The following is a 19,475-nucleotide window of genomic DNA, read 5'->3' on the forward strand; positions in this document are numbered from 1 at the left end:
CAGGGACGCGGTTCGGCACCGAGTAGGTTGCGGGCACCCCACCCGGAGGACGGCGCGATGGACGAAGAGCAGGACGTCGTACCTGTGTTCTTCCTGTCCGACAGCACCGGCATCAGCGCCGAGACGATGGGCAACGCGCTGCTGATCCAGTTCCCCGAGACGCGCTTCGAGCGGACCCTGATCCCGTTCATCCACACCGTCGAGGACGCCCGGCGCGTGGTGGCGCAGCTCGACGAGGCGATGGACGGTCCGATCCTGCCGCTGGTCTTCTGCACGGCCGCCACCGACGAGGTGCGGGCCGAGCTGCACAAGACCCGCGCGCCGCTCATCGACTTCTTCGAGCTGCACATGGCCAAGGTCGAGTCGATCATCGGCCAGCGCGGGGTGCGCGAGGCCGCCCGCCTGCACGGGGTGGGCGACATCAAGCGCTACAACTCGCGGATGGCGGCGGTCGAGTTCACCATCGAGCACGACGACGGCCAGAGCCTGCGGGCGCTGGAGAAGGCCGACGTGATCCTGCTGGCGCCCTCGCGGTGCGGCAAGACGCCCACGAGCATGTACCTCGCCCTCCAGCACGGGCTGTTCGTCGCGAACTACCCGCTGGTCGACGAGGACCTGGAGTCCGACAGCCTCCCGAGGCCGGTCGAGGCGTACGTCGAGCGCTGCTTCGGCCTCACCACCACAGTCGACCGGCTGAGCCGGGTGCGCAACGAGCGTCGCCCGGGCAGTCGGTACGCGTCTCCCGAGCAGTGTCGCTGGGAGCTCCGCCGAGCCGGAGAGCTGTTCAAGGCTCACCGGCTGCCGGTCGTCGACTCGGCGGCGAAGTCCGTCGAGGAGATCTCCGCGCTGATCCTCCAGACACTCAAGTCCGACGCCAGGTTTCGGCGCCGGAAGCCCGAAGGGAAATCGTCATGAGCACGCCCGACAACGCGAACGTCCGCTGGTTCTCCGAGCTCGGCCTCGGCGACCTCGAGCAGGTCGGTGGGAAGAACGCCTCGCTCGGTGAGATGGTCTCGCAGCTGTCCGACCTCGGGGTGCGTGTCCCCAACGGCTTCGCCACGACGTCCGACGCGTTCCACCGGTTCATCGGCGAGACGGGCCTGCGCGAGCGGATCGCCGAGCTCCTCGACGGCCTCGACACCGACGACGTACGCCGCCTCGCCGAGGTCGGCCGCGAGATCCGCACGGCCGTGGTCGACCAGCCGTTCCCGGAGGACCTCGAGGCCGACATCCGCTCGGCGTACGAGCGGCTCGCGGCCGAGAGCGAGGGCGAGCCGTCCTTCGCCGTTCGCTCCAGCGCGACCGCCGAGGACCTGCCGGACGCCTCGTTCGCGGGCCAGCAGGAGACCTTCCTCAACGTGCGCGGGATCGACGCGATCCTGACCGCGATCCGCGAGGTGTTCGCCTCGCTCTACAACGACCGCGCGATCGCGTACCGGGTGCACCACGGCTTCGCGCACGCCGACGTCGGGCTGTCGGCGGGCGTGCAGCGCATGGTCCGCTCCGACATCGGCTCCTCCGGCGTGCTGTTCACGATGGACACCGAGTCGGGCTTCACCGACGCGGTCTTCGTGACCTCGGCGTACGGCCTGGGCGAGGGCGTCGTCCAGGGTGCCGTGAACCCCGACGAGTTCTACGTCTACAAGCCCGCGCTGCGCGCGGGCCGCCCGGCGATCCTCAAGCGCGGCGTCGGCGGCAAGGCGACCAAGATGGTCTACACCGACGACGCGACCGTCGGCCGCACGACCGAGTTCGTCGACGTCGACCCGGCCGACTCGCGGCTGCTCTCCCTCACCGACGCCGAGGTCGAGGAGCTGGCCCGGCACGCGCTGGTCATCGAGGAGCACTACGGCCGCCCCATGGACATCGAGTGGGGCAAGGACGGCGTCGACGGCCGCCTCTACATCCTGCAGGCCCGCCCGGAGACGGTGCAGTCGCGCGCGACCGGCGCGTTGGAGCGCTACCTGATGCCGAAGGGCGCCACCGACGGCACCGACGTGCTCGTCGAGGGCCGCGCGATCGGCCAGAAGATCGGCGCGGGCGCCGTCCGGGTGCTGTCCTCGATCGAGAACATGCACGAGTTCAACCCCGGCGAGGTGCTGGTCGCCGACATGACCGACCCCGACTGGGAGCCGATCATGAAGCGCGCCTCGGCCATCGTCACCAACCGCGGCGGGCGCACCTGCCACGCGGCGATCATCGCCCGCGAGCTCGGCATCCCGGCCGTCGTCGGCACCGGCTCGGCGACCAAGGACCTCGCCGACGGCCGCGAGGTGACCGTCTCCTGCGCCGAGGGCGACACCGGCCTGGTCTACGAGGGCATCCTCGACTTCTCCGTCGAGCGCACCGAGCTCGACTCGATGCCCGACGTACCCGTCAAGATCATGATGAACGTCGGCACCCCCGAGCAGGCCTTCGCCTTCTCCCGGCTGCCCAACGCCGGCGTCGGCCTCGCCCGCCTGGAGTTCATCATCAACCGCCAGATCGGGATCCACCCCAAGGCGCTGCTCGACCTGGCCGCCGACCCGTCCTCGATCGAGGAGGGCCTGCGCACCCAGATCGAGGAGACCATCGCGCCGTACGACGGCCCGCGCGAGTTCTTCGTGCAGCGGGTCGCCGAGGGTGTCGCCACCATCGCGGCGGCGTTCGCCCCCGAGCCGGTGATCGTGCGGATGAGCGACTTCAAGTCCAACGAGTACGCCAACCTCGTCGGCGGCGAGGCGTACGAGCCGGAGGAGGAGAACCCGATGCTCGGCTACCGCGGCGCGTCGCGGTACCTCTCCGACGACTTCGCCGACTGCTTCGCGATGGAGTGCGAGGCGCTGCGCTACGTGCGCGACGAGATGGGCCTGACCAACGTCAAGATCATGATCCCCTTCGTCCGCACGCTGAAGGAGGCGCAGGGCGTCATCGAGCTGCTCGCCTCGCACGGCCTCAAGCGCGGTGAGAACGGCCTGCAGGTCGTGATGATGTGCGAGCTGCCGTCCAACGCGGTGATCGCGTCGCAGTTCCTGGAGCACTTCGACGGGTTCTCCATCGGCTCCAACGACATGACCCAGCTGACCCTCGGCCTGGACCGCGACTCGGGCCTGGTCGCCGACGGCTTCGACGAGCGCGACCCCGCCGTGCTCCACATGCTCGACCTGGCCATCACCGCCTGCCGCGACGCCGGCAAGTACGTCGGCATCTGCGGCCAGGGTCCCTCCGACCACCCCGAGCTCGCCGAGTGGCTGCTGAACCGGGGCATCGAGTCGATGTCGCTCAACCCCGACACCGTCGTCGACACCTGGCTGCGGCTGGCGAAGGTGTCTGCGGGCTGAGGCCTGAGCCCTGTCCGGAGGCCGCAATTGCGGCCTCCGGACATGTTTCGGTCCGAGAACCCTGCTAAACGGCCGCAATTGCGCCGGTTGTGCGCGGCAGCGGCATCCTTGGGGGATGCGGTTCACCGAGCGGGAGATGACGGAGGGGCTCACGGGTGCGGCGAAGCTGGTCGCGGCCCGGGGGAAGGCCGACAAGATCGACGAGGCCTGGGAGAAGCTGAGCCGCTTCCAGCGCTACCAGCTCCTCGACTCGCTCGGCACCCAGGTGCTCGCCACGCTGGTGGCCCTGCCGGACGTCGAGGTCGCCGTCGGCACCCGGCCGACCTTCACCGACGCGCAGGTGACCGAGGCCGTCGAGTCGACCCTGGGCGACGTGGGCCGGCTCAAGCGCAAGATGCAGGTCGCGGCCCGGGTGGCGCTGGTGAAGACGGTGCTGCAGCACGTCCCGCCCCGGCAGGACCCGGACGCGCTGATCGTCCCCGACCACCTCTGAGGTATCCGGACGGCCCTCCCCGGCTCCTCTCCCCCGAAGGGGCGAGAGTCGCTCCGGGAAGGTTCGTCATGAGGTCCTCGATCCACGCCATCGTCCACCTGTGGGGCAAGGACGGCCCCGACCGTCAGGGCGGCCGGTCCGTCTGGCCGACCCGCCGGGGTCCGCGGCGCGGCCGTACGCCGGCCGAGACCCGCCCGTCGTCGGGAGGCGGGACGGTCGCGAGGTCCGCGATCCTCCCCGTGCTGCTCGTCGCCGGCGCCCTCACGGCCTCGGCGCTCGCTCCTGCGCAGGCGGCCCAGGCCGCTCCCGCGCGGGCGAAGGTCACCGTCACCATCACCGCCCAGGGCACCGACATGTCCGGCGTCGTGCGCAGCCCGCGCCCGAAGCGCTGCGCCGCCGACCGGACCGTCAAGGTGTTCAAGCTGGTCGGCGGTGAGCCGCACCTGTGGGCCACCGACACGACCGACCTCCAGGGCGGCCGCTACGTCTGGTCGACCGGCAACACGGGCACGGAGGGCCGCTTCTTCGCCAAGGTCGCGCGCAAGGCCGGCTGCCGCGGCGACGTCAGCCCGACCATCCGGGTGCGCCGCAACGACTGAGCGATCAGGCGGGCGCAGCCGAGGCGTCCTCGGGCTCCTCCAGGACCCGGCGTACGGCGGCGCGGGACGCGAGCAGTGCGAGCACGAGCAGCGTGACGGACACGAAGCCGCCCAGGCTGACCGCGTCGCCGAAGACGACGTCGACCAGGCCGAGCACGACCAGCTTGCTGCCGGCCGCGACCACCCACAGCGCGACTCCGGCGACGACCTTCCCCGACCGGGTGGTCGCCGCGTGGAACCGCGCCACGACCCGGCCCTTGAGCGCCACCACGATCTCCAGGGCGACCTTGAGGAGGAGGGCGGTGAGCAGCGAGAGGGTGAAGCCCTCGCTGATGACCGCGGGCAGGTACTCGACGGCGAGGTTGAGGACCACGACGTAGACGAACAGGTCGATGACGTCGGCGGGGCGGGCGCGGATCCAGCGCCGGAGCGGACGCTGCCGGGACCGGGGCTCGCCGGTTGTCGCTCGTCCGGGCGCTGTCGTCACGGTCCGATCCTGGCGCACTTCGCGCCGCTGCGGGCGCTGCCGCGGGGATCTACGCTTCGAGGATGAGCCGGATCTTCAGCAGCCCCTTCGCGTCGGTCTACCCGCTCTACGTGGCGAAGGTCGAGAAGAAGGGGCGTACGCAGGCCGAGCTCGACGAGGTCATCGCGTGGCTGACCGGCTTCGACGACGCGGCCCTGCAGGCGCACCTGGACGCGGGTACGACGTTCGCCGACTTCTTCGCCGACGCCCGGCTCAACCCGCACGCGGAGGCGATCACGGGCGTGGTGTGCGGCGTGCGGGTCGAGGAGATCGACGACCCGCTGATGCAGCAGATCCGCTACCTCGACAAGCTGGTCGACGAGCTCGCGCGCGGGAAGGCGATGGAGAAGGTCCTGCGGTCCTGACCTAACGTCCCGGCTGGCCCGCCAGCACCACCAGCGCGTCCTTCCAGCGGGCGACGACGACGGCCGCCTGTTCGCGGCCCGGGCCGAGCATCCCGGCCATCGTGGTGCCGGTGAGCAGGTCGATCGTGAACTGCACGAGCGTGGGCGCGCGCGGGTCGTCGCCGACGAGCGCGGTGACCGCGCGGTGGATCGCGGCGAACAGCCGATCCTGCACCGGCACGAGCGCCTCGCGCAGCGGCGGGTCGGTGCGGGCGGCGACCCAGAGTTCCAGGGCGGCGAGGAACGCCGGGCTCTGCAGGTCGCGCCAGAGCAGGTCGACGACCGCGTCCCAGTCCTGACCCGCGGGCTCGGCCGCCTCGGGGGAGGCGAGGACCGCGAGCCGCCGGTCGGCGATGTCCTCGACCACGCCGACCATCAGGCTGGCGCGGGTCGGGAAGTGGTGCAGCAGGGTGCCCCGCGCGACGCCCGCGCGCTCCTGGACGGCGCCGACGGTGGTGGCGGCGTACCCCGTCTCGAGCAGGCAGTCGTACGCCGCCTCGATCAGCCGCGCCCGGGTGGCGGCGGTTCGCTCGGCCTGGGTACGCCGCGTCCGGTCGCTCATGGCGCTACGGTAGTCGAAGATACAGTCCGATCAGACGGAAAGTGACCTCGCGATGGCCCGGCGCACCCAGCACCTCGTCCGCACCGCCCGCACCCTCGCCACCGTCGCCCGGGCGACCGCCCGCGAGCGACTCACCCGATCCGCCGCGGACGTCGGGACCGTCAGGGAGGGCGGCCCCGACGTCCCGGCTCCCGCCGGGGTGGCGGACTTCCTGCGCCAGGTGAGCGCGACCCGGGTCCTGCCGGTCCCGGCGGAGACGGTCGCGGACGCGCTCACCGACCTCGACCTCGTCGAGCAGTGGCTGACCCTGCACGCCGCCTGGCGGGGCGAGCGGCCCGACCGGATGCGGACCGGCGAGCAGTTCGTCCAGCAGATCCGCCTGATGGACATCCCGGCCCAGGCGCGCTGGAGCGTCGAGCACGCCGGCCCGGGCGGCTTCGCGCTGCGCGGCACCGGTCCGATGGGCATCGTCATCGGGCTGTGGGCCACCGCCGTCTCCACCGAGGGCGGTACGGCGGTCCGCCTCGACGGCGGCCTCGACGGCGCGCCGGTCCGCGGGCCGGTCGGGCTGACCGCGGTCCGCAGCGTCGAGGTGGCCCTGGCCGACTCGCTGGCCGCCCTCGAGAAGGTCGTCACCGGCGGTGGCCGCCGGCTGCGCGTCTCGCGGGAGCCCGTGCTCCACCGCGCCAGCGGGCGCGAGCTCGACCCGCGCACGCCGGTCATCGTCGGCGTCGGCCAGCTCGTCCAGCGTGAGCCCGACCTCGCCGACCCCCGCGAGCCGGTCGAGCTCTCCGTCGAGGCGTTGCGCCGTGCCATCGAGGACAGCGGCGCGGGCGTCGACCTGCTCCGGCTGGCCGACCTCGTGTACGCCGTCCCCAGCGCGAGCTGGACCTACGCCGACCAGGCCGGCCGGGTCGCGGAGCTCGTCGGCGCGAGCGACGCGGGCACGGTCCAGTCCTCGCCGTACGGCGGCGACGGGGCGCAGCTCGTCGTGAACGACGCCGCCCAGCAGGTCGTCGACGGCCGGGCGGACGTCGTACTCCTCGCCGGCGCGGAGGCGGGCGCGACGGTGGCCGCGCTGCAGAAGGCGGGCCGGACGCCCGCGTGGGGGCGGCAGCCCGACGGCGCCGCGCCCGACCGGGCGATCGGCATCGACAGGCCGGCCAACAACGAGGCCGAGACCGCCGTGGGGCTGGGAGCGCCGATCTACACCTACGCGCTGATCGAGTCCGCCCTGCGCGCCCGGGCGGGCGCCGGGCGTGCGGAGCACCGGGAGCGGCTGGGGCGCCTCTGGTCGAGCCTGTCCGAGGTGGCGGCCGGCAACCCGTACGCCTGGGACCCGACGCCGCGCACGTCCGAGCAGGTCGCCCGGCCCGCGCCCGACAACCGCTGGGTGAGCGACCCGTACACCAAGCTCATGTGCGCCAACCTCCAGGTCGACCTGGCCACCGGCATCGTGCTGACCAGCGTGGCCGCGGCCGAGGCGGCCGGGGTACCCCAGGAGAAGTGGGTCTTCGTGCACGCGGGCGCGTCGGCGACCGACGAGTGGTTCGTCTCCGAGCGGGCCGACCTCGCCACGTCGCCAGCGATCGCCGCGGCCGGCGCCGCCGTGCTCGGCCACGCGGGTCTGACCGTCGAGGACCTCGACCTGGTCGACCTCTACTCCTGCTTCCCGGCCGCCGTGCAGCTCGGCGCCCAGGCGCTCGGCCTGCCGGTCGACGACCCCGCCCGTCCGCTGAGCGTCACCGGCGGGCTGACCTTCGGGGGCGGGCCGGGCAACAACTACGGCAGCCACGCGATCGCCACGATGGTGCCGATGCTGCGGGCCGAGCCGGCTCAGGTCGGCCTGTCGACGTCGCTGGGGTGGTACGCCACCAAGCACGCCCTCGGTCTCTACTCCGCCACGCCGCCCGAGCGTGCGTACGCCCACCTCACGCCGGTCTTCGAGCGGCCGGCGCCCCGCCCGGTCCGCACCGAGCTCGACGGCTCCGGTGTCGTCGAAGCGATGACCCGCCCCTTCAAGCGCGACGGTACGGCGGAGGCGGCGATCCTCAGCGTGCTCGACGACGCCGGGGAGCGGGTGCTGCTGCGGGTCGAGGACGTGGAGACGCTGGAGCTCCTCGCGTCGGCCGACGTGCTGCGCGCCCGGGTGACGTCGAAGGGCGGCCGGCTGACCTTCGATGCCGGCGAGCGGCACGAGCTGCCGACGCCGCCGAAGGCGCCGGTGCGGACCGAGCGGCGGGGTGCGGTCTGCGTGATCACGCTCGACCGGCCCGAGGTCCGCAACGCCATCGACCGGCGTACCGCCCTCGCGCTGGAGCGCGCCCTCGACGACGCCGAGGCCGACCCGGCGGTGCGGGTGCTGGTGCTGACCGGTGAGGGCGGGCACTTCTGTGCGGGCATGGACCTGGTGGCCGCGAACCGCGGCGAGCTGCCGATCACCGACGGCCGCGGGCCGCTCGGCATCACCGGTCGCCCACCGACGAAGCCGCTGGTCGTGGCCGTCGAGGGAGCCGCGCTCGCCGGCGGCTTCGAGGTGATGCTGAGCGGTGACCTGGTCGTCGCGGCGGAGGGTGCCCTCATGGGCATCCCCGAGGCCCGGCGCGGCATGGTCGCCGCCGCCGGAGGCCTCTGGCGGATGGGTCTGCGGCTGCCCCGTGCCGTCGCCCTCGAGCTCGCGCTGACCGGCGAGCCGCTGCCGGCCGAGCGGCTGCACGAGCTCGGGCTGGTGAACCGCGTCGTACCCGCGGGGGACACGCTGAAGGTCGCCCTGGAGCTGGCCGAGCAGGTCGTCGCCTCCGCACCGCTCAGTGTCGCCGTCGGCAAGCGGATCGTCGACGAGGCGCCGGGCTGGTCCGCCGAGGAGGGCTTCGAGCGGCAGACCGAGCTCGCGACGCCGGCCATGCTCTCCGACGACGCGCGCGAGGGGGTCGCGGCGTTCGCCGAGCGGCGTCCGCCGGTGTGGACGGGGCGCTGACGCCCCACCCGACCTGGCCGGAGTTGTGACGCCCGTCACCCCGTGGCAGAGTGATTCCCGACCGCACGGTCGGTAAATCACGGGGAGGGCCGATGGACGAGTCGGAGCGGCAGTTCGAGGACACGATCGCGCGCCACGACCGGATCGAGCCGCGGGACTGGATGCCGGACGGCTACCGGCGGACCCTGGTGCGCCAGATCGCCCAGCATGCGCACTCCGAGGTGATCGGGATGCAGCCCGAGGGGGCCTGGATCACCCGCGCGCCGAGCCTGCGCCGCCGGCAGGTGCTGCTCGCGAAGGTCCAGGACGAGGCCGGCCACGGGCTCTACCTCTACTCCGCGGCCGAGACCCTCGGCGTGGACCGCGACGACCTCGAGCAGCAGCTGATGAGCGGGGCGCAGAAGTACTCCTCGATCTTCAACTACCCGACCCCGTCGTACGCCGACGTCGGGACCATCGGCTGGCTCGTGGACGGCGCGGCGATCTGCAACCAGGTGCCGCTGTGCCGGACGTCGTACGGGCCGTACGGCCGGGCGATGGTGCGGATCTGCAAGGAGGAGTCGTTCCACCAGCGGCAGGGCTTCGAGCTGCTGATGACCATGATGGGCGGCACCGACGAGCAGCGGGCCATGGTGCAGGAGTCGGTCGACCGGTTCTGGTGGCCGGCGCTGATGATGTTCGGGCCGCCCGACGCCGACTCGCCCAACACGGCGCGGTCGATGGCGTGGGGGATCAAGCGGCACACGAACGACGAGCTGCGGCAGCGCTTCGTCGACATGACGGTGCCGCAGGCCGACGCGCTGGGCGTGACGCTGCCCGACCCGGAGCTGCGTTGGAACGAGGAGCGCGGCCACCACGACTTCGGCCAGCCGGACTGGGACGAGCTGAAGCGGGTCGTCTCCGGCGACGGACCCTGCAACGCCGAGCGGCTCGAGCACCGCCGGCGCGCGCACGACGAGGGGGAGTGGGTGCGCGCCGCTGCGCGGGCCGCGGGGGAGGCGAGCCGATGACCGGTCCGCTCTACGAGGTGTTCGTGCGCGCCAAGCGCGGGCTCAACCACGTCCACGTCGGGTCGCTGCACGCGGCCGACGACCGGACCGCGCTCAGCCACGCGCGCGACGTCTACACGCGGCGCAACGAGGGAGTCTCGATCTGGGTCGTCCGCGCCGACGCGATCACCGCGTCCAGCCCCGACGAGAAGGAGCCGCTCTTCGACCCGGCGGGCGACAAGGTCTACCGGCACCCGACGTTCTACGAGGTCCCCGACGATGTGCCCCACCTCTGAGCCGGGCGGGACCGCCGCCGTCGACCACGGGCCGTACGCCGACCTCGACGCGACCGATCCCGCGCACTGGGCGTTCGGGACAGGGTTCGCCGACCCGCTCGCCGGCATCGACCCGGAGCTGCCCGAGGGGCTCGACCGGACCGGGCACGCGGCCCTGTGCCTGCTGCTCGGCGACGACGCGCTGGTCTACTCCCACCGGCTCTCGGAGTGGTGCAGCCGGGCGCCCGACCTCGAGGACGACGTCGCGCTGGGCAACATCGCGCTCGACCTGCTCGGTCAGGCCCGGCTGCTGCTCGCCCGGGCAGCGGTCGTCGACCCGACCGTCGTGCCCGCGATGCCGGTGGGCTCCCCGGTCCCGGCCGAGGACGCGCTGGCCTTCTTCCGCGACGCCCCGGCGTACCACTCCTCGCGCACCGCGGCCCTCGCCAACGGCGACTTCGGGCACACGGTCCTGCGCCTCTTCCTCTGGTCGACGGTGCGGCTCGCCGTCCTGCAGCGGCTGGTCGACCACCCCGACCCGGTGCTGGCGGCGATCGCGGCGAAGGGCGTCAAGGAGCTGACCTACCACCGCGACTGGTCCGGGCGCTGGGTCGTCACGCTCGCGCAGGGCACCGAGGAGTCGCGGGGCCGGATGGTGGCCGCGTTCGACGCGCTGGCCGCGGCCCGGGTCGAGCTGCTCGGCCGCTATCCCGACGCGGGGGTGGAGGCGGAGGACGTGCTCGACCAGCTGCTCGACGCCGCCGAGCTGAGGCGCCCGGAGGAGGGTGCCGACGCCGGCCTCGCCGACGACCTGCCCGACCTGCTCGCCGAGCTGCAGTCGGTCGCCCGCGCGCACCCGATGGGCCGGTGGTGACGATGCGCGCGTACGACGTCGCCGCCGCGGTCGTCGACCCGGAGCTGCCGATGCTGACCCTCGCCGACCTGGGCGTGCTCCGATCCGTCGAGGAGCGCGAGGGGCGGGTCGACGTGGCGATCACGCCGACGTACTCCGGCTGCCCCGCCCTGAGCGCCATGCGCGACGACCTGGTGCGCCGCCTGGGCGAGGAGGGGTACGACGACGTCCGCGTCCGCGTCGAGCTCGACCCGCCCTGGTCGAGCGACCTGATCACCGACCGCGGCCGGACAGCCCTGGCCGAGCACGGCATCTCGCCGCCGGGTCCCGCGCCCGCGAGCAGCGGCGGGCCGGTGCCGCTGACGCTGGAGCCGACGCGGCTCGACGTGCGCTGCCCGCGGTGCGGCGCGGTGGCCGAGCGCACGTCGGAGTTCGGGCCGACCCCCTGCACGTCGCTCTTCCGCTGCCCCGAATGCCGGGAGCCGTTCGAGCACGTCAAGGAGCTGTGAGCGTGTTCCATCCCCTGACAGTGGCGGCCGTCGAGCCGCTGACCGACGACGCGGTCGCGGTCACCTTCGCGGTGCCCGACGACCTGACCGAGCTGTTCGCCTTCGAGGCCGGCCAGTCGCTCACCCTGCGCCGGGTGGTCGACGGCGTCGAGCAGCGGCGGTCGTACTCCATCTGCGCCCCCGTCGGCGCCGCGCCCCGCATCGGCGTACGCGAGATCCCCGACGGGCTGTTCTCGCGCTGGCTGGTGCGCGAGGTGGAGCCGGGCGCGACCGTCGAGGTGCTGCCGCCGACCGGCCGGTGGCGGGTCGAGCCCGGCGGCCGGCACCTGTGCATCGGCGCGGGGTCCGGCATCACCCCGCTGCTGTCGATCGCGGCGACCGCGCTGACCGGCGACGACGCCGAGGTGACGATCGTCTACGGCAACCGCACCTCCGGGTCGGTGATGTTCCTCGACGAGCTCGCCGACCTCAAGGACGAGCACGGGGCGCGGCTGTCCGTCGTCCACGTGCTCAGCCGCGAGCCGCGGGACGTCGAGCTGTTCACGGGGAGGCTCGACGCCCCGCGGCTCCGGCGCCTGCTGACGACGGTCGCGCCCGTCGACGGGGTCGACCACGTGTGGCTGTGCGGGCCGTACCCGATGCTCGTCGAGGCGCGGGCGGTCCTCGCGGACCTCGGCGTACCCACGGAGAAGGTGCACGTCGAGCTCTTCCACGTCGACGAGCCGCCGCCGGAGGTGGTGCGTCCCGAGGCCGTCGTGTCGGGGGCGACCAGCGAGGTGACCGCGATGCTCGACGGCCGCGCCGCCACCGCGCGGATCGCGCGGTCCACCACGGTCCTCGACGGCCTGCAGGCGGTCCGCGCCGACCTGCCGTTCGCCTGCAAGGGCGGGGTCTGCGGGACCTGCCGGGCGCTGGTGCGCGAGGGCGAGGTCGACCTGCGCCGCAACTACGCCCTGGAGCCCGCCGAGGTCGGCGCCGGCTACGTGCTGACCTGCCAGAGCACGCCGGTCAGCGACCGCGTCGTGGTGGACTTCGACGCATGACCTCCCCGCCGACCGCCCCCACCGCGCCGCCCCGTCGGGGCCGGCCCGGTCACGACCAGGCCGCGGTGCTCGGCACCGCCATCGACCTGTTCATCCGCCAGGGGTACGACGCCACCAGCATGGCCGACCTCGCCGCCGCCCTGGGGTTGTCCAAGTCCAGCCTCTACCACCACGTCCCGAGCAAGGAGCGGCTGCTGGAGCTCGCCCTCGACGAGGCCCTCGGCGAGCTGACCGCCGTCGTCGAGGCGGCCACCGCGGAGGGTGCGGCCGGGACGTCGTACGAGCGGCTGCGGCGGGTGGTCGAGGACGGCGTACGCCTCCTGGTCGACCACCAGCCCGCCGTCACCCTGCTGCTGCGCGTGCACGGCAACACCGACGTCGAGCGGGCCGCGCTGGAACGCCGCCGCTGGGTCGACGACCGCCTCGCCGACCTGGTCGCGGCCGCGGTCGCCGAGGGCGCGCTGCGCGCGGATCTCGACCCCGGGCTGGTCTCCCGGCTGCTGTTCGGGATGGTCAACTCGCTGGTCGAGTGGTACGACGTCGACGGCCCTGTCGACGTCGACCAGCTCGCCGCGGCCGTCGTCGCCACGGCGCTGGACGGGCTGGCGGTGGGCGCGCCCCGGTCGGCTCCGGGGTGACCAACGGCCGCAATTGCAGCCGTTGGACAGGCTCGCGCGTCGATTCCCCGTCCTACGGCCGCAATTGCAGCCGTACGACGCCCGCCGCCCCTGCCCGGCTCAGCTCCGCTCCCGCCGCCCCACCGTCCCGTGCCGCACCGCGTCGCGCAGCGCCGAGCGCACGGTCCGCGGACGCAGGACGGGCGTGGGAGCGGAGGCGCCCGTACGCATGCCGTCGACGACCTCGGCGAACGTCTCGACGGCGGTACGGGTCGGCGTCCAGCCCAGCTCGGTCCGCGCCCGGCCGCTGTCGAGGAGCGGCAGCGCGAAGGCCATGTCCAGCCAGCCGGGGTCGACCTGCTGCAGCCGCAGGTGCCACGCGGCGGACATAGCGGGACGCATGACCGAGGACGGCACGTGTACGAGCCGGGCGCCGAAGGCGGCCGCGATGGCGACGGCGGTCAGCGGGTCGGGCGCCGCCAGGTTGAACGCACCGGTCGGCCGTTGGTCCAGCACCCGCGCGTACGCGTCGGCGACGTCGTCCGCGTGCACCACAGGGATCCGCAGCCGCCGGTCCAGCGGCAGCACCGGGAGCAGCCCCAGCGCACGGGCGGGGACCGGCGCGGGCACGCCGTACCGCAGCAGCGAGCTGCCGGCCGCTCGCTGCCCGATGATCCCGGGACGCAGCCGGGTGATGGTGAGGTCGCCGCCCTCCGCCTCGTCGCAGAGGCGCTCGGCGGCGACCTTGTGCTGGCTGTACGGCGAGGTGCGGACGCCGTGGGTCGGCCACGACTCGTCGACGGGCGTGTCGTCGGAGCGCGGGGAGTACACGCCGAGCGACGACTGGTGCACCAGGTGGGGGACGCCCGCCACGACGGCCGCCCGGATCACCCGACGGGTCCCGTCGACGCCCAGCCGCTCCAGGTGCCCGACGTCGTGGGAGGGCTGGAAGCCCCAGGCGAGGTGGACGACGGCGTCGGCTCCGGCGAACGCGTCGGCCAGCTCGTACGCCGACTCGCCCGTCGTGAGGTCCACGGACCGCCAGGCCACCCGCGGATCGGTCGAGCCCTCCGGGATCCGCCGGGCGAGCCCGACGAGGTCGTGCCCGTCGGCGGTGAGGCGACGCAGGAGCGCCGTCCCCATGTTGCCGGTGGCCCCCGTGATCACGATGCGCATGGGAACCGGTGCCCCGGCCACGCCCTCGCTACGCGGTCTGGGGCGCCAGCGTGACCAGCAGGTCGTGGATGGTGTGCCGCGGCCGGGCGCCGACGATGGAGAGGACCAGCTCGCCGGAGACGAAGACCAGCAGCGTGGGCAGGCCGGTGACGCGGTACGCCGCCGCGGTGACGGGCGAGGCGTCGACGTCGAGCCGGGTGAACCGCATCCAGTCGAGCTCCTCGGCGAGCTCCGCGAGGATCGGCGCGACCTGGCGGCACGGGCCGCACCAGTCGGCGTGGAAGTCCACGAGCACCGGCACCGTCGCGCCGAGCACGACCGCGGCGAAGTCGCGGTCGCTCACCTCGCGCACGGTCACCGGACCGGGTCGGGGACGTAGTGGAAGGCCGCCTCGTCGAGGCGCCGGTAGCTGCCCCGTCCGAGCGCGAGCAGTACCCGGAAACCCGTGCCCGACTCCTGGAGCTGCCGCTCCACGACGGCCGGGTCGACGTGCTGGACCACCCAGGGCAGCATCCGCAGCAGGTCGCGCAGCCCGAGCCCGCCGCGCAGCTGGGTGCGCTCCAGCTCGGCCCACTCCGCACCGTCGACGTGCCGCTGGAGCACGGTGATCGCGTCCCGCTCCTCGTGGGCGAGGTGGTGGCCCAGCACCTCGGCCACCATCTGCATCGTCTCGACCACCTCCAGGCGCCGGCGCTCGTCCGGGTCCTGCACCAGGCCGACCAGGCCGCTCCGCGCCTCGCTGAGCAGCGGGTCGATCAGCAGGTGCTCCTCCGACATCGCCTCGATGACCTCCAGCGCGGCGTGGTCGCCGGCGCTCGCCGCCGCCTGCCGCAGCAGCGGCCAGACGATCTCGTCCTCCTTGTGGTGGTGGTCGTCGAGGAGTCTCGCGAACAGGTCCCATCGCCGGGGCAGGGCGCGCCACGTCGCGCGGTCGCGGAACGGCGTACGGCGCACCGCCTCGGGGAAGCGGGCCAGGTCGCGGCGGAAGCCGTGGTGCAGGAGGTACATCATCGACAGGTCGGCGGGGCCGGGCGGCGCGGCCGCCTGACCGGGCAGCAGGAGCGGGGTCGGGTTCATGCCCGCAGCGTGCGCGCCCGCGCTGGGAGCGCACTGGGAGGGCGCTGGGCCGACGTCCTAGTGAGGAGACGCCGGGGTCCCCAGCGCCCGTGCCAGCGGCGCCGGCACCTCCGCGGGTGCGAGCGCGGCGACCAGGGCGGCGGCGTACTGGGCCTTGCGTCCCGACCGGCTGCCGAGGAACCGGTGCAGGTGCTGCTCGACCGTCCGGTCCCGCTGAGCGGGCTGGCGCTGCAGCACCCGGAACGACGTGAGCTCACCCTGCCCGGCGACCACCTCCAGGGCGCGCTCGGTGCCCAGCGCGCGGAGCACCTCCGCCTCCAGATCGGGCTCGCAGCCGTAGAAGCCGTGTGCCTCCAGATCGGTCCGGTCACGCACCCGGCCGAAGCCCGCCCGCTCCAGGCCACGGCGGAAGAACCGCTCCTCGGCGGCGTCGTACAGGCCGCCCACCGCGACCCCCGGCGGCAGGACGGCGAGGTGCCGGGCCACGTTGGTCGCCCCGCCCATCGCCACGATCTCGACGCCCTCGTCGGCCAGCGACCGGCCGTGCAGGGCCGCCACCCCGCGCAGCGCCGCCGCGTCCGAGGCGCCCTCGACCAGCAGCACACGCTGGGTGACGGTGACGACCACGGAATCTAGATTGCCCGCATGCCAGACCGTCCCGCACCGCATTCGCCCGAGCGACTCACCCTCGACCTGCCCGCGGTCCGCCTCGAGGCGCTCGCCTGGGGGCCGCCGGACGGGCGGCTCGTCGTCGCGCTGCACGGCTTCCCCGACACCGCGCACAGCTGGCGGCACCTGGGTCCGTACCTGGCCGAGCGCGGCTGCCGGGTGGTCGCGCCGTTCACGCGCGGGTACGCCCCGAGCGGGCTGCCGACCGACGGCTGCCTCCACGTCGCCGCCCTGATGGCCGACGCGGCCGGCGTGCACGCCGCCCTCGACGGTGGCGACGACGCGGTGCTGGTCGGCCACGACTGGGGCGCGATCACGGCGAACGCGCTCGGCGCGCACGAGCGGTCGCCGTACTCCCGGATCGTCGCGATGTCGGTGCCGCCGCTGCGGACCATGGACCAGCGCAGCCCGCGGGTGCTGGCGCGGCAGGCCCGGCACAGCTGGTACGTCGTCTTCAACCAGCTGCCGCTGCTGCCCGAGCGCACCCTGCCGCGCCTGGTCCGCAAGCTGTGGCGCGACTGGTCACCCGGGCACGACGCGTCCGACGACCTGCCGCACGTGCTCGCCGCGCTGGAGCGCCCGGAGCACCGGTCGGCGGCGGTGGGCTACTACCGCGCGATCCGCGCCCCCTGGCGGGTGCCGGCGGCGTACGCCGACTGGAAGCGGACCTGGGACGGTACGCCGACCGTGCCCACCCTCTACCTGCAGGGCGCCGACGACGGCTGCCTCGAGCCGCGGTTCGCGGACGGTCTGGCGGACCGGCTCCCGGCGGGCAGCCGGGTCGAGACGGTGCCAGCCGCCGGGCACTTCCTCCAGGTCGAGCAGCCCGCGGTCGTGAACCGGCTGATCGGGGACTTCGTCACCGGCTCCTCCACCGGGGCGGCATGATCGAGGCATGACTCTGCTGGACGCGGTGGTCGTGGGCTCGGGACCCAACGGGCTGGCCGCCGCCGTGGCGCTCGCGCAGCAGGGCCACTCCGTGCAGGTGCTGGAGGGGCACGACGAGATCGGCGGTGGCACCCGCACCGCCGAGCTGACCGAGCCGGGACTGCTGCACGACGTCTGCAGCGCGATCCATCCGTTCGCGCAGGCCTCGCCGTACCTCTCGACGCTGCCGCTCGCCGAGCACGGCCTGGTCTGGCGCCATGCCGAGGTCGACCTCGCCCATCCGCTCGACGACGGGTCGGCCGGCATACTGAAACGGGCGCTGTCGGAGACCGCGATCGGCCTGGGCGCCGACGGGCGGCGGTGGCTGCAGGTCTTCCAGCCGCTCGTGGACCGGATGGACGACCTCGCCGAGGACGTGCTCGGACCGGTCGTGCGCTGGCCCGACCACCCGTTGTCGATGGCGGTGTTCGGGCTGCGGGCCGGGCTGCCGGCGACCGTGCTGGCGCGCACGTTCCGCACCGAGCAGGCCCGCGCGCTCTTCCTGGGCTGCGCGGCCCACATGTACCGCCCGCTCGGCGGGCTCGCCACCTCCGCGGCCGGCGCCATGCTCGTCGCGACCGGGCACGCGTACGGCTGGCCGGTCGCCGAGGGCGGCTCCCGCGCGATCACCGACGCGCTCGCCTCGCTGCTGCGCTCGCTCGGCGGGACCATCTCGACCGGCGTCCCGGTGCGCTCGCTGGCCGACCTGCCTCCTGCTCGGGTCACCCTCTTCGACACCACCCCGGACGCGTTCGCGCGCATCGCGGGCGACGAGCTGCCCGCCCGGCGGGCCCGCGCGTACCGCCGCTGGCGCTACGGCCCCGGCGCGTTCAAGCTCGACCTCGCCGTCCGGGGCGGGATCCCCTGGACCAACGACTCCTGCCGCCGCGCCGGCACCGTCCACCTCGGCGGGAGCCCGGCCGAGACGGCGGAGGCGGAGGCCGCCGTGGTGCGCGGGCGGATGCCGGAGCGGCCGTTCGTGCTGGTCGGCCAGCAGTACCTCGCCGACCCCACCCGCTCCGCCGGCGACCTGCACCCCGTCTGGCTCTACGCCCACGTCCCGCACGGGTACGACGGCGACGTCACCGATGCCGTGCTCGACCAGGTGGAGCGCTTCGCGCCCGGCTTCCGCGACACGATCGTCGCCACGCACACGATGCCGCCCGCGGCGTACGCGTCGTACAACCCGAACTACGTCGGCGGCGACATCGCCGGCGGCGCCAACGACCTGCGCCAGCTGGTGCTGCGCCCCTCGCTCCAGGCCGACCCGTACGACGCCGGCCTCCCCGGCATGTTCCTCTGCTCCGCCGCCACCCCGCCCGGCGCCGGCGTCCACGGGATGTGCGGCTTCCGCGCCGCCCAGCGCGCCCTGCGCCACCTGTCTGACGCTGGTTGAGGTGTGAGGAGCGCCAGCGACGAGCCTCGAAACCCGGTGGGTCGTACGGCGGCGTCGGTGGAGGTTGTTTGTCGGCACGGGGGGTTTCGAGGCTCGCTTCGCTCGCACCTCAACCGGCGTCGATCGGCGTGGCGCTGGTTGAGGTGCGAGAAGAACTGGCGACGGTGCCCTGACGCTGGTTGAGGTGTGAGGAGCGCCAGCGACGAGCCTCGAAACCCGGTGGGTCGTACGGCGGCGTCGGTGGAGGCTGCTTGTCGGCACGCCGGGTTTCGAGGCTCGCTTCGCTCGCACCTCAACCGGCGTCGAGCGGCGCGGCGCTGCTCAACCGGCGTCAGGGCTCAGTCCGCGTCGCGGGCCCAGCGGGGGATGATGAACACGCCTTCCGCCTCGACCGTGACGCCGTCGGGGTCGGCGAGCTCGGCGTGCACGAAGACCTTGCTGCCCTCCTCGCGGGCGATCCAGCCGGCGAGCGAGACTGGGCCGAGGGGGGTCGGTCGGTGGTGGGTGATCGTGAGCGTGCCGGTCATCGTCAGCCGGCGGCGATCGGCGGCGGTGACGCCCATCAGGTGGTCGAGCAGCTTGGCAGCGGCGCCGGGGTGCAGGACGCCGGGTTCGTCCTGGTGAGTGGGACCGAGCACGACCTCCGCGGTGACCCGGCCGTCCTCGTCCGGACCGACGACCTCCAGCGGCGGGGCCGTGGCGTTGCGCGGGCCGATCACGGCGTTGCCCCAGCTCCAGGTCCGCCCCTGGCCGTTGTGCCGGACCCCGAGCGCGCCGTCGGTCTGCCGCACCCGCAGATCCTCGGTGAGCCCGGTCAGCACCCTGGCCGCCTCGGCGAGCAGCTCCGCGGGCGGGTCCGTCGTCACCGCGGCGTCGATCAGGTCGCGTACGGCGTCCGCGAGCCCGCCGTACAGCTCCTCGAGACGGTCGACCTCCGCGGTAGGCAGGTCCTCGACCGGGAAGTACGCGACGTGGTGCGCCGGGCTGCTCATGGGGGACACCCTGGCAGAGAACTTCTGGGAGTGACTTCGATCTTGACAGTCATTCCCGCGACTGGCTCACT

21 protein-coding genes are annotated in these 19,475 nt (G+C 73.9%); 14 read left to right on the plus strand and 7 right to left on the minus strand.

The features are described from left to right. Window positions 1-57: 57 nt before the first annotated feature. From VMF51_RS19880 to VMF51_RS19895, 4 genes are all read left to right on the plus strand, one after another. Window positions 58-915, plus strand: a complete 858-nt coding sequence (locus VMF51_RS19880) for a pyruvate, water dikinase regulatory protein (RefSeq protein WP_325476202.1) — start codon at window positions 58-60, stop codon at window positions 913-915. Further along, entirely contained in the window at window positions 912-3,320 is a 2,409-nt protein-coding gene (ppsA, locus tag VMF51_RS19885) for a phosphoenolpyruvate synthase (RefSeq protein ID WP_325476203.1), read from the plus strand. Before VMF51_RS19880 ends, ppsA begins: the two co-directional genes overlap by 4 nt. 115 nt (window positions 3,321-3,435) lie before the next feature. Continuing rightward, window positions 3,436-3,813, plus strand: a complete 378-nt coding sequence (locus VMF51_RS19890) for a hypothetical protein (RefSeq protein WP_325476204.1) — start codon at window positions 3,436-3,438, stop codon at window positions 3,811-3,813. A 68-nt stretch (window positions 3,814-3,881) separates the two neighbouring features. Further along, window positions 3,882-4,412, plus strand: a complete 531-nt coding sequence (locus VMF51_RS19895) for a hypothetical protein (protein WP_325476205.1) — start codon at window positions 3,882-3,884, stop codon at window positions 4,410-4,412. Window positions 4,413-4,416: 4 nt separating this feature from the next. Here the strand turns inward: VMF51_RS19895 and VMF51_RS19900 are convergent, their stop codons facing one another. Next, window positions 4,417-4,899: a hypothetical protein gene (locus tag VMF51_RS19900; protein ID WP_325476206.1), complete on the minus strand. Its 483-nt coding sequence runs from the start codon at window positions 4,897-4,899 to the stop codon at window positions 4,417-4,419. Between the two features lie 62 nt (window positions 4,900-4,961). Between VMF51_RS19900 and VMF51_RS19905 the strand changes: the two genes are divergently transcribed. Further along, on the plus strand, window positions 4,962-5,303 hold the full coding sequence (locus tag VMF51_RS19905; protein ID WP_325476207.1) for a DUF2200 domain-containing protein: 342 nt from the start codon (window positions 4,962-4,964) through the stop codon (window positions 5,301-5,303). Window position 5,304: 1 nt separating this feature from the next. On the opposite strand, the gene VMF51_RS19910 is transcribed toward VMF51_RS19905, so the two are convergent. Continuing rightward, window positions 5,305-5,904 (minus strand): TetR/AcrR family transcriptional regulator, encoded by a 600-nt coding sequence (locus tag VMF51_RS19910; protein WP_325476208.1) that lies wholly within the window; start codon window positions 5,902-5,904, stop codon window positions 5,305-5,307. Between the two features lie 52 nt (window positions 5,905-5,956). Between VMF51_RS19910 and VMF51_RS19915 the strand changes: the two genes are divergently transcribed. The 7 genes from VMF51_RS19915 (at window position 5,957) to VMF51_RS19945 (ending at window position 13,188) form a co-directional block, all read left to right on the plus strand. Next, window positions 5,957-8,881, plus strand: a complete 2,925-nt coding sequence (locus VMF51_RS19915) for a crotonase/enoyl-CoA hydratase family protein (RefSeq protein WP_325476209.1) — start codon at window positions 5,957-5,959, stop codon at window positions 8,879-8,881. A 92-nt stretch (window positions 8,882-8,973) separates the two neighbouring features. Next, window positions 8,974-9,891: a 1,2-phenylacetyl-CoA epoxidase subunit PaaA gene (gene paaA / locus VMF51_RS19920; RefSeq protein ID WP_325476210.1), complete on the plus strand. Its 918-nt coding sequence runs from the start codon at window positions 8,974-8,976 to the stop codon at window positions 9,889-9,891. Continuing rightward, on the plus strand, window positions 9,888-10,166 hold the full coding sequence (paaB, locus tag VMF51_RS19925; protein WP_325476211.1) for a 1,2-phenylacetyl-CoA epoxidase subunit PaaB: 279 nt from the start codon (window positions 9,888-9,890) through the stop codon (window positions 10,164-10,166). Before paaA ends, paaB begins: the two co-directional genes overlap by 4 nt. Further along, window positions 10,150-11,019 carry a 1,2-phenylacetyl-CoA epoxidase subunit PaaC gene (gene paaC, locus VMF51_RS19930; protein ID WP_325476212.1) on the plus strand — a complete coding sequence of 290 codons (870 nt, stop codon included), beginning with the start codon at window positions 10,150-10,152 and terminating at the stop codon, window positions 11,017-11,019. Before paaB ends, paaC begins: the two co-directional genes overlap by 17 nt. Before the next feature lie 2 nt (window positions 11,020-11,021). Then, on the plus strand, window positions 11,022-11,507 hold the full coding sequence (gene paaD / locus VMF51_RS19935; protein WP_325476237.1) for a 1,2-phenylacetyl-CoA epoxidase subunit PaaD: 486 nt from the start codon (window positions 11,022-11,024) through the stop codon (window positions 11,505-11,507). Window positions 11,508-11,509: 2 nt separating this feature from the next. Next, window positions 11,510-12,550 (plus strand): 1,2-phenylacetyl-CoA epoxidase subunit PaaE, encoded by a 1,041-nt coding sequence (gene paaE, locus VMF51_RS19940; protein WP_325476213.1) that lies wholly within the window; start codon window positions 11,510-11,512, stop codon window positions 12,548-12,550. Then, entirely contained in the window at window positions 12,547-13,188 is a 642-nt protein-coding gene (locus tag VMF51_RS19945; protein ID WP_325476214.1) for a TetR/AcrR family transcriptional regulator, read from the plus strand. Before paaE ends, VMF51_RS19945 begins: the two co-directional genes overlap by 4 nt. A 99-nt stretch (window positions 13,189-13,287) precedes the next feature. On the opposite strand, the gene VMF51_RS19950 is transcribed toward VMF51_RS19945, so the two are convergent. From VMF51_RS19950 to VMF51_RS19965, 4 genes are read right to left on the minus strand one after another with little or no spacing between them, the layout of a single operon-like run. Further along, the gene (locus VMF51_RS19950; protein ID WP_325476215.1) at window positions 13,288-14,343 is read right to left on the minus strand and encodes an NAD-dependent epimerase/dehydratase family protein; all 1,056 of its coding nucleotides are present in this window, start codon (window positions 14,341-14,343) and stop codon (window positions 13,288-13,290) included. A gap of 28 nt (window positions 14,344-14,371) precedes the next feature. Next, window positions 14,372-14,686, minus strand: coding sequence for a thioredoxin family protein (locus VMF51_RS19955; protein ID WP_325476216.1), 315 nt, complete (start codon window positions 14,684-14,686; stop codon window positions 14,372-14,374). 11 nt (window positions 14,687-14,697) lie between these two features. Further along, entirely contained in the window at window positions 14,698-15,420 is a 723-nt protein-coding gene (locus VMF51_RS19960; protein WP_325476217.1) for a hemerythrin domain-containing protein, read from the minus strand. Window positions 15,421-15,477: 57 nt separating this feature from the next. Then, on the minus strand, window positions 15,478-16,047 hold the full coding sequence (locus VMF51_RS19965; protein WP_325476218.1) for a TOPRIM nucleotidyl transferase/hydrolase domain-containing protein: 570 nt from the start codon (window positions 16,045-16,047) through the stop codon (window positions 15,478-15,480). 18 nt (window positions 16,048-16,065) lie between these two features. Between VMF51_RS19965 and VMF51_RS19970 the strand changes: the two genes are divergently transcribed. After that, on the plus strand, window positions 16,066-16,977 hold the full coding sequence (locus VMF51_RS19970) for an alpha/beta fold hydrolase (protein ID WP_325476219.1): 912 nt from the start codon (window positions 16,066-16,068) through the stop codon (window positions 16,975-16,977). Between the two features lie 7 nt (window positions 16,978-16,984). Continuing rightward, window positions 16,985-18,412, plus strand: coding sequence for an NAD(P)/FAD-dependent oxidoreductase (locus VMF51_RS19975; protein WP_325476220.1), 1,428 nt, complete (start codon window positions 16,985-16,987; stop codon window positions 18,410-18,412). Between the two features lie 338 nt (window positions 18,413-18,750). Here VMF51_RS19975 and VMF51_RS19980 read toward each other — a convergent pair whose 3' ends face one another. After that, window positions 18,751-19,404, minus strand: coding sequence for a PaaI family thioesterase (locus tag VMF51_RS19980; RefSeq protein WP_325476221.1), 654 nt, complete (start codon window positions 19,402-19,404; stop codon window positions 18,751-18,753). Window positions 19,405-19,475: the final 71 nt, after the last annotated feature.

Origin of the sequence: Nocardioides sp. (genome assembly GCF_035503875.1) — a bacterium.
In the GTDB taxonomy this organism is placed as follows: domain Bacteria; phylum Actinomycetota; class Actinomycetes; order Propionibacteriales; family Nocardioidaceae; genus Nocardioides.

Bases quoted from the DNA above. Each gene is read 5' to 3' on its own strand.
- VMF51_RS19880 (WP_325476202.1), top strand. From the start codon at position 58: ATGGACGAAGAGCAGGACGTCGTACCTGTGTTCTTCCTGTCCGACAGC.
- ppsA (WP_325476203.1), top strand. From the start codon at position 912: ATGAGCACGCCCGACAACGCGAACGTCCGCTGGTTCTCCGAGCTCGGC.
- VMF51_RS19890 (WP_325476204.1), top strand. From the start codon at position 3,436: ATGCGGTTCACCGAGCGGGAGATGACGGAGGGGCTCACGGGTGCGGCG.
- VMF51_RS19895 (WP_325476205.1), top strand. From the start codon at position 3,882: ATGAGGTCCTCGATCCACGCCATCGTCCACCTGTGGGGCAAGGACGGC.
- VMF51_RS19905 (WP_325476207.1), top strand. From the start codon at position 4,962: ATGAGCCGGATCTTCAGCAGCCCCTTCGCGTCGGTCTACCCGCTCTAC.
- VMF51_RS19910 (WP_325476208.1), bottom strand. From the start codon at position 5,904: ATGAGCGACCGGACGCGGCGTACCCAGGCCGAGCGAACCGCCGCCACC.
- VMF51_RS19915 (WP_325476209.1), top strand. From the start codon at position 5,957: ATGGCCCGGCGCACCCAGCACCTCGTCCGCACCGCCCGCACCCTCGCC.
- paaA (WP_325476210.1), top strand. From the start codon at position 8,974: ATGGACGAGTCGGAGCGGCAGTTCGAGGACACGATCGCGCGCCACGAC.
- paaB (WP_325476211.1), top strand. From the start codon at position 9,888: ATGACCGGTCCGCTCTACGAGGTGTTCGTGCGCGCCAAGCGCGGGCTC.
- paaC (WP_325476212.1), top strand. From the start codon at position 10,150: ATGTGCCCCACCTCTGAGCCGGGCGGGACCGCCGCCGTCGACCACGGG.
- paaD (WP_325476237.1), top strand. From the start codon at position 11,022: ATGCGCGCGTACGACGTCGCCGCCGCGGTCGTCGACCCGGAGCTGCCG.
- VMF51_RS19945 (WP_325476214.1), top strand. From the start codon at position 12,547: ATGACCTCCCCGCCGACCGCCCCCACCGCGCCGCCCCGTCGGGGCCGG.
- VMF51_RS19950 (WP_325476215.1), bottom strand. From the start codon at position 14,343: ATGCGCATCGTGATCACGGGGGCCACCGGCAACATGGGGACGGCGCTC.
- VMF51_RS19960 (WP_325476217.1), bottom strand. From the start codon at position 15,420: ATGAACCCGACCCCGCTCCTGCTGCCCGGTCAGGCGGCCGCGCCGCCC.
- VMF51_RS19970 (WP_325476219.1), top strand. From the start codon at position 16,066: ATGCCAGACCGTCCCGCACCGCATTCGCCCGAGCGACTCACCCTCGAC.
- VMF51_RS19975 (WP_325476220.1), top strand. From the start codon at position 16,985: ATGACTCTGCTGGACGCGGTGGTCGTGGGCTCGGGACCCAACGGGCTG.
- VMF51_RS19980 (WP_325476221.1), bottom strand. From the start codon at position 19,404: ATGAGCAGCCCGGCGCACCACGTCGCGTACTTCCCGGTCGAGGACCTG.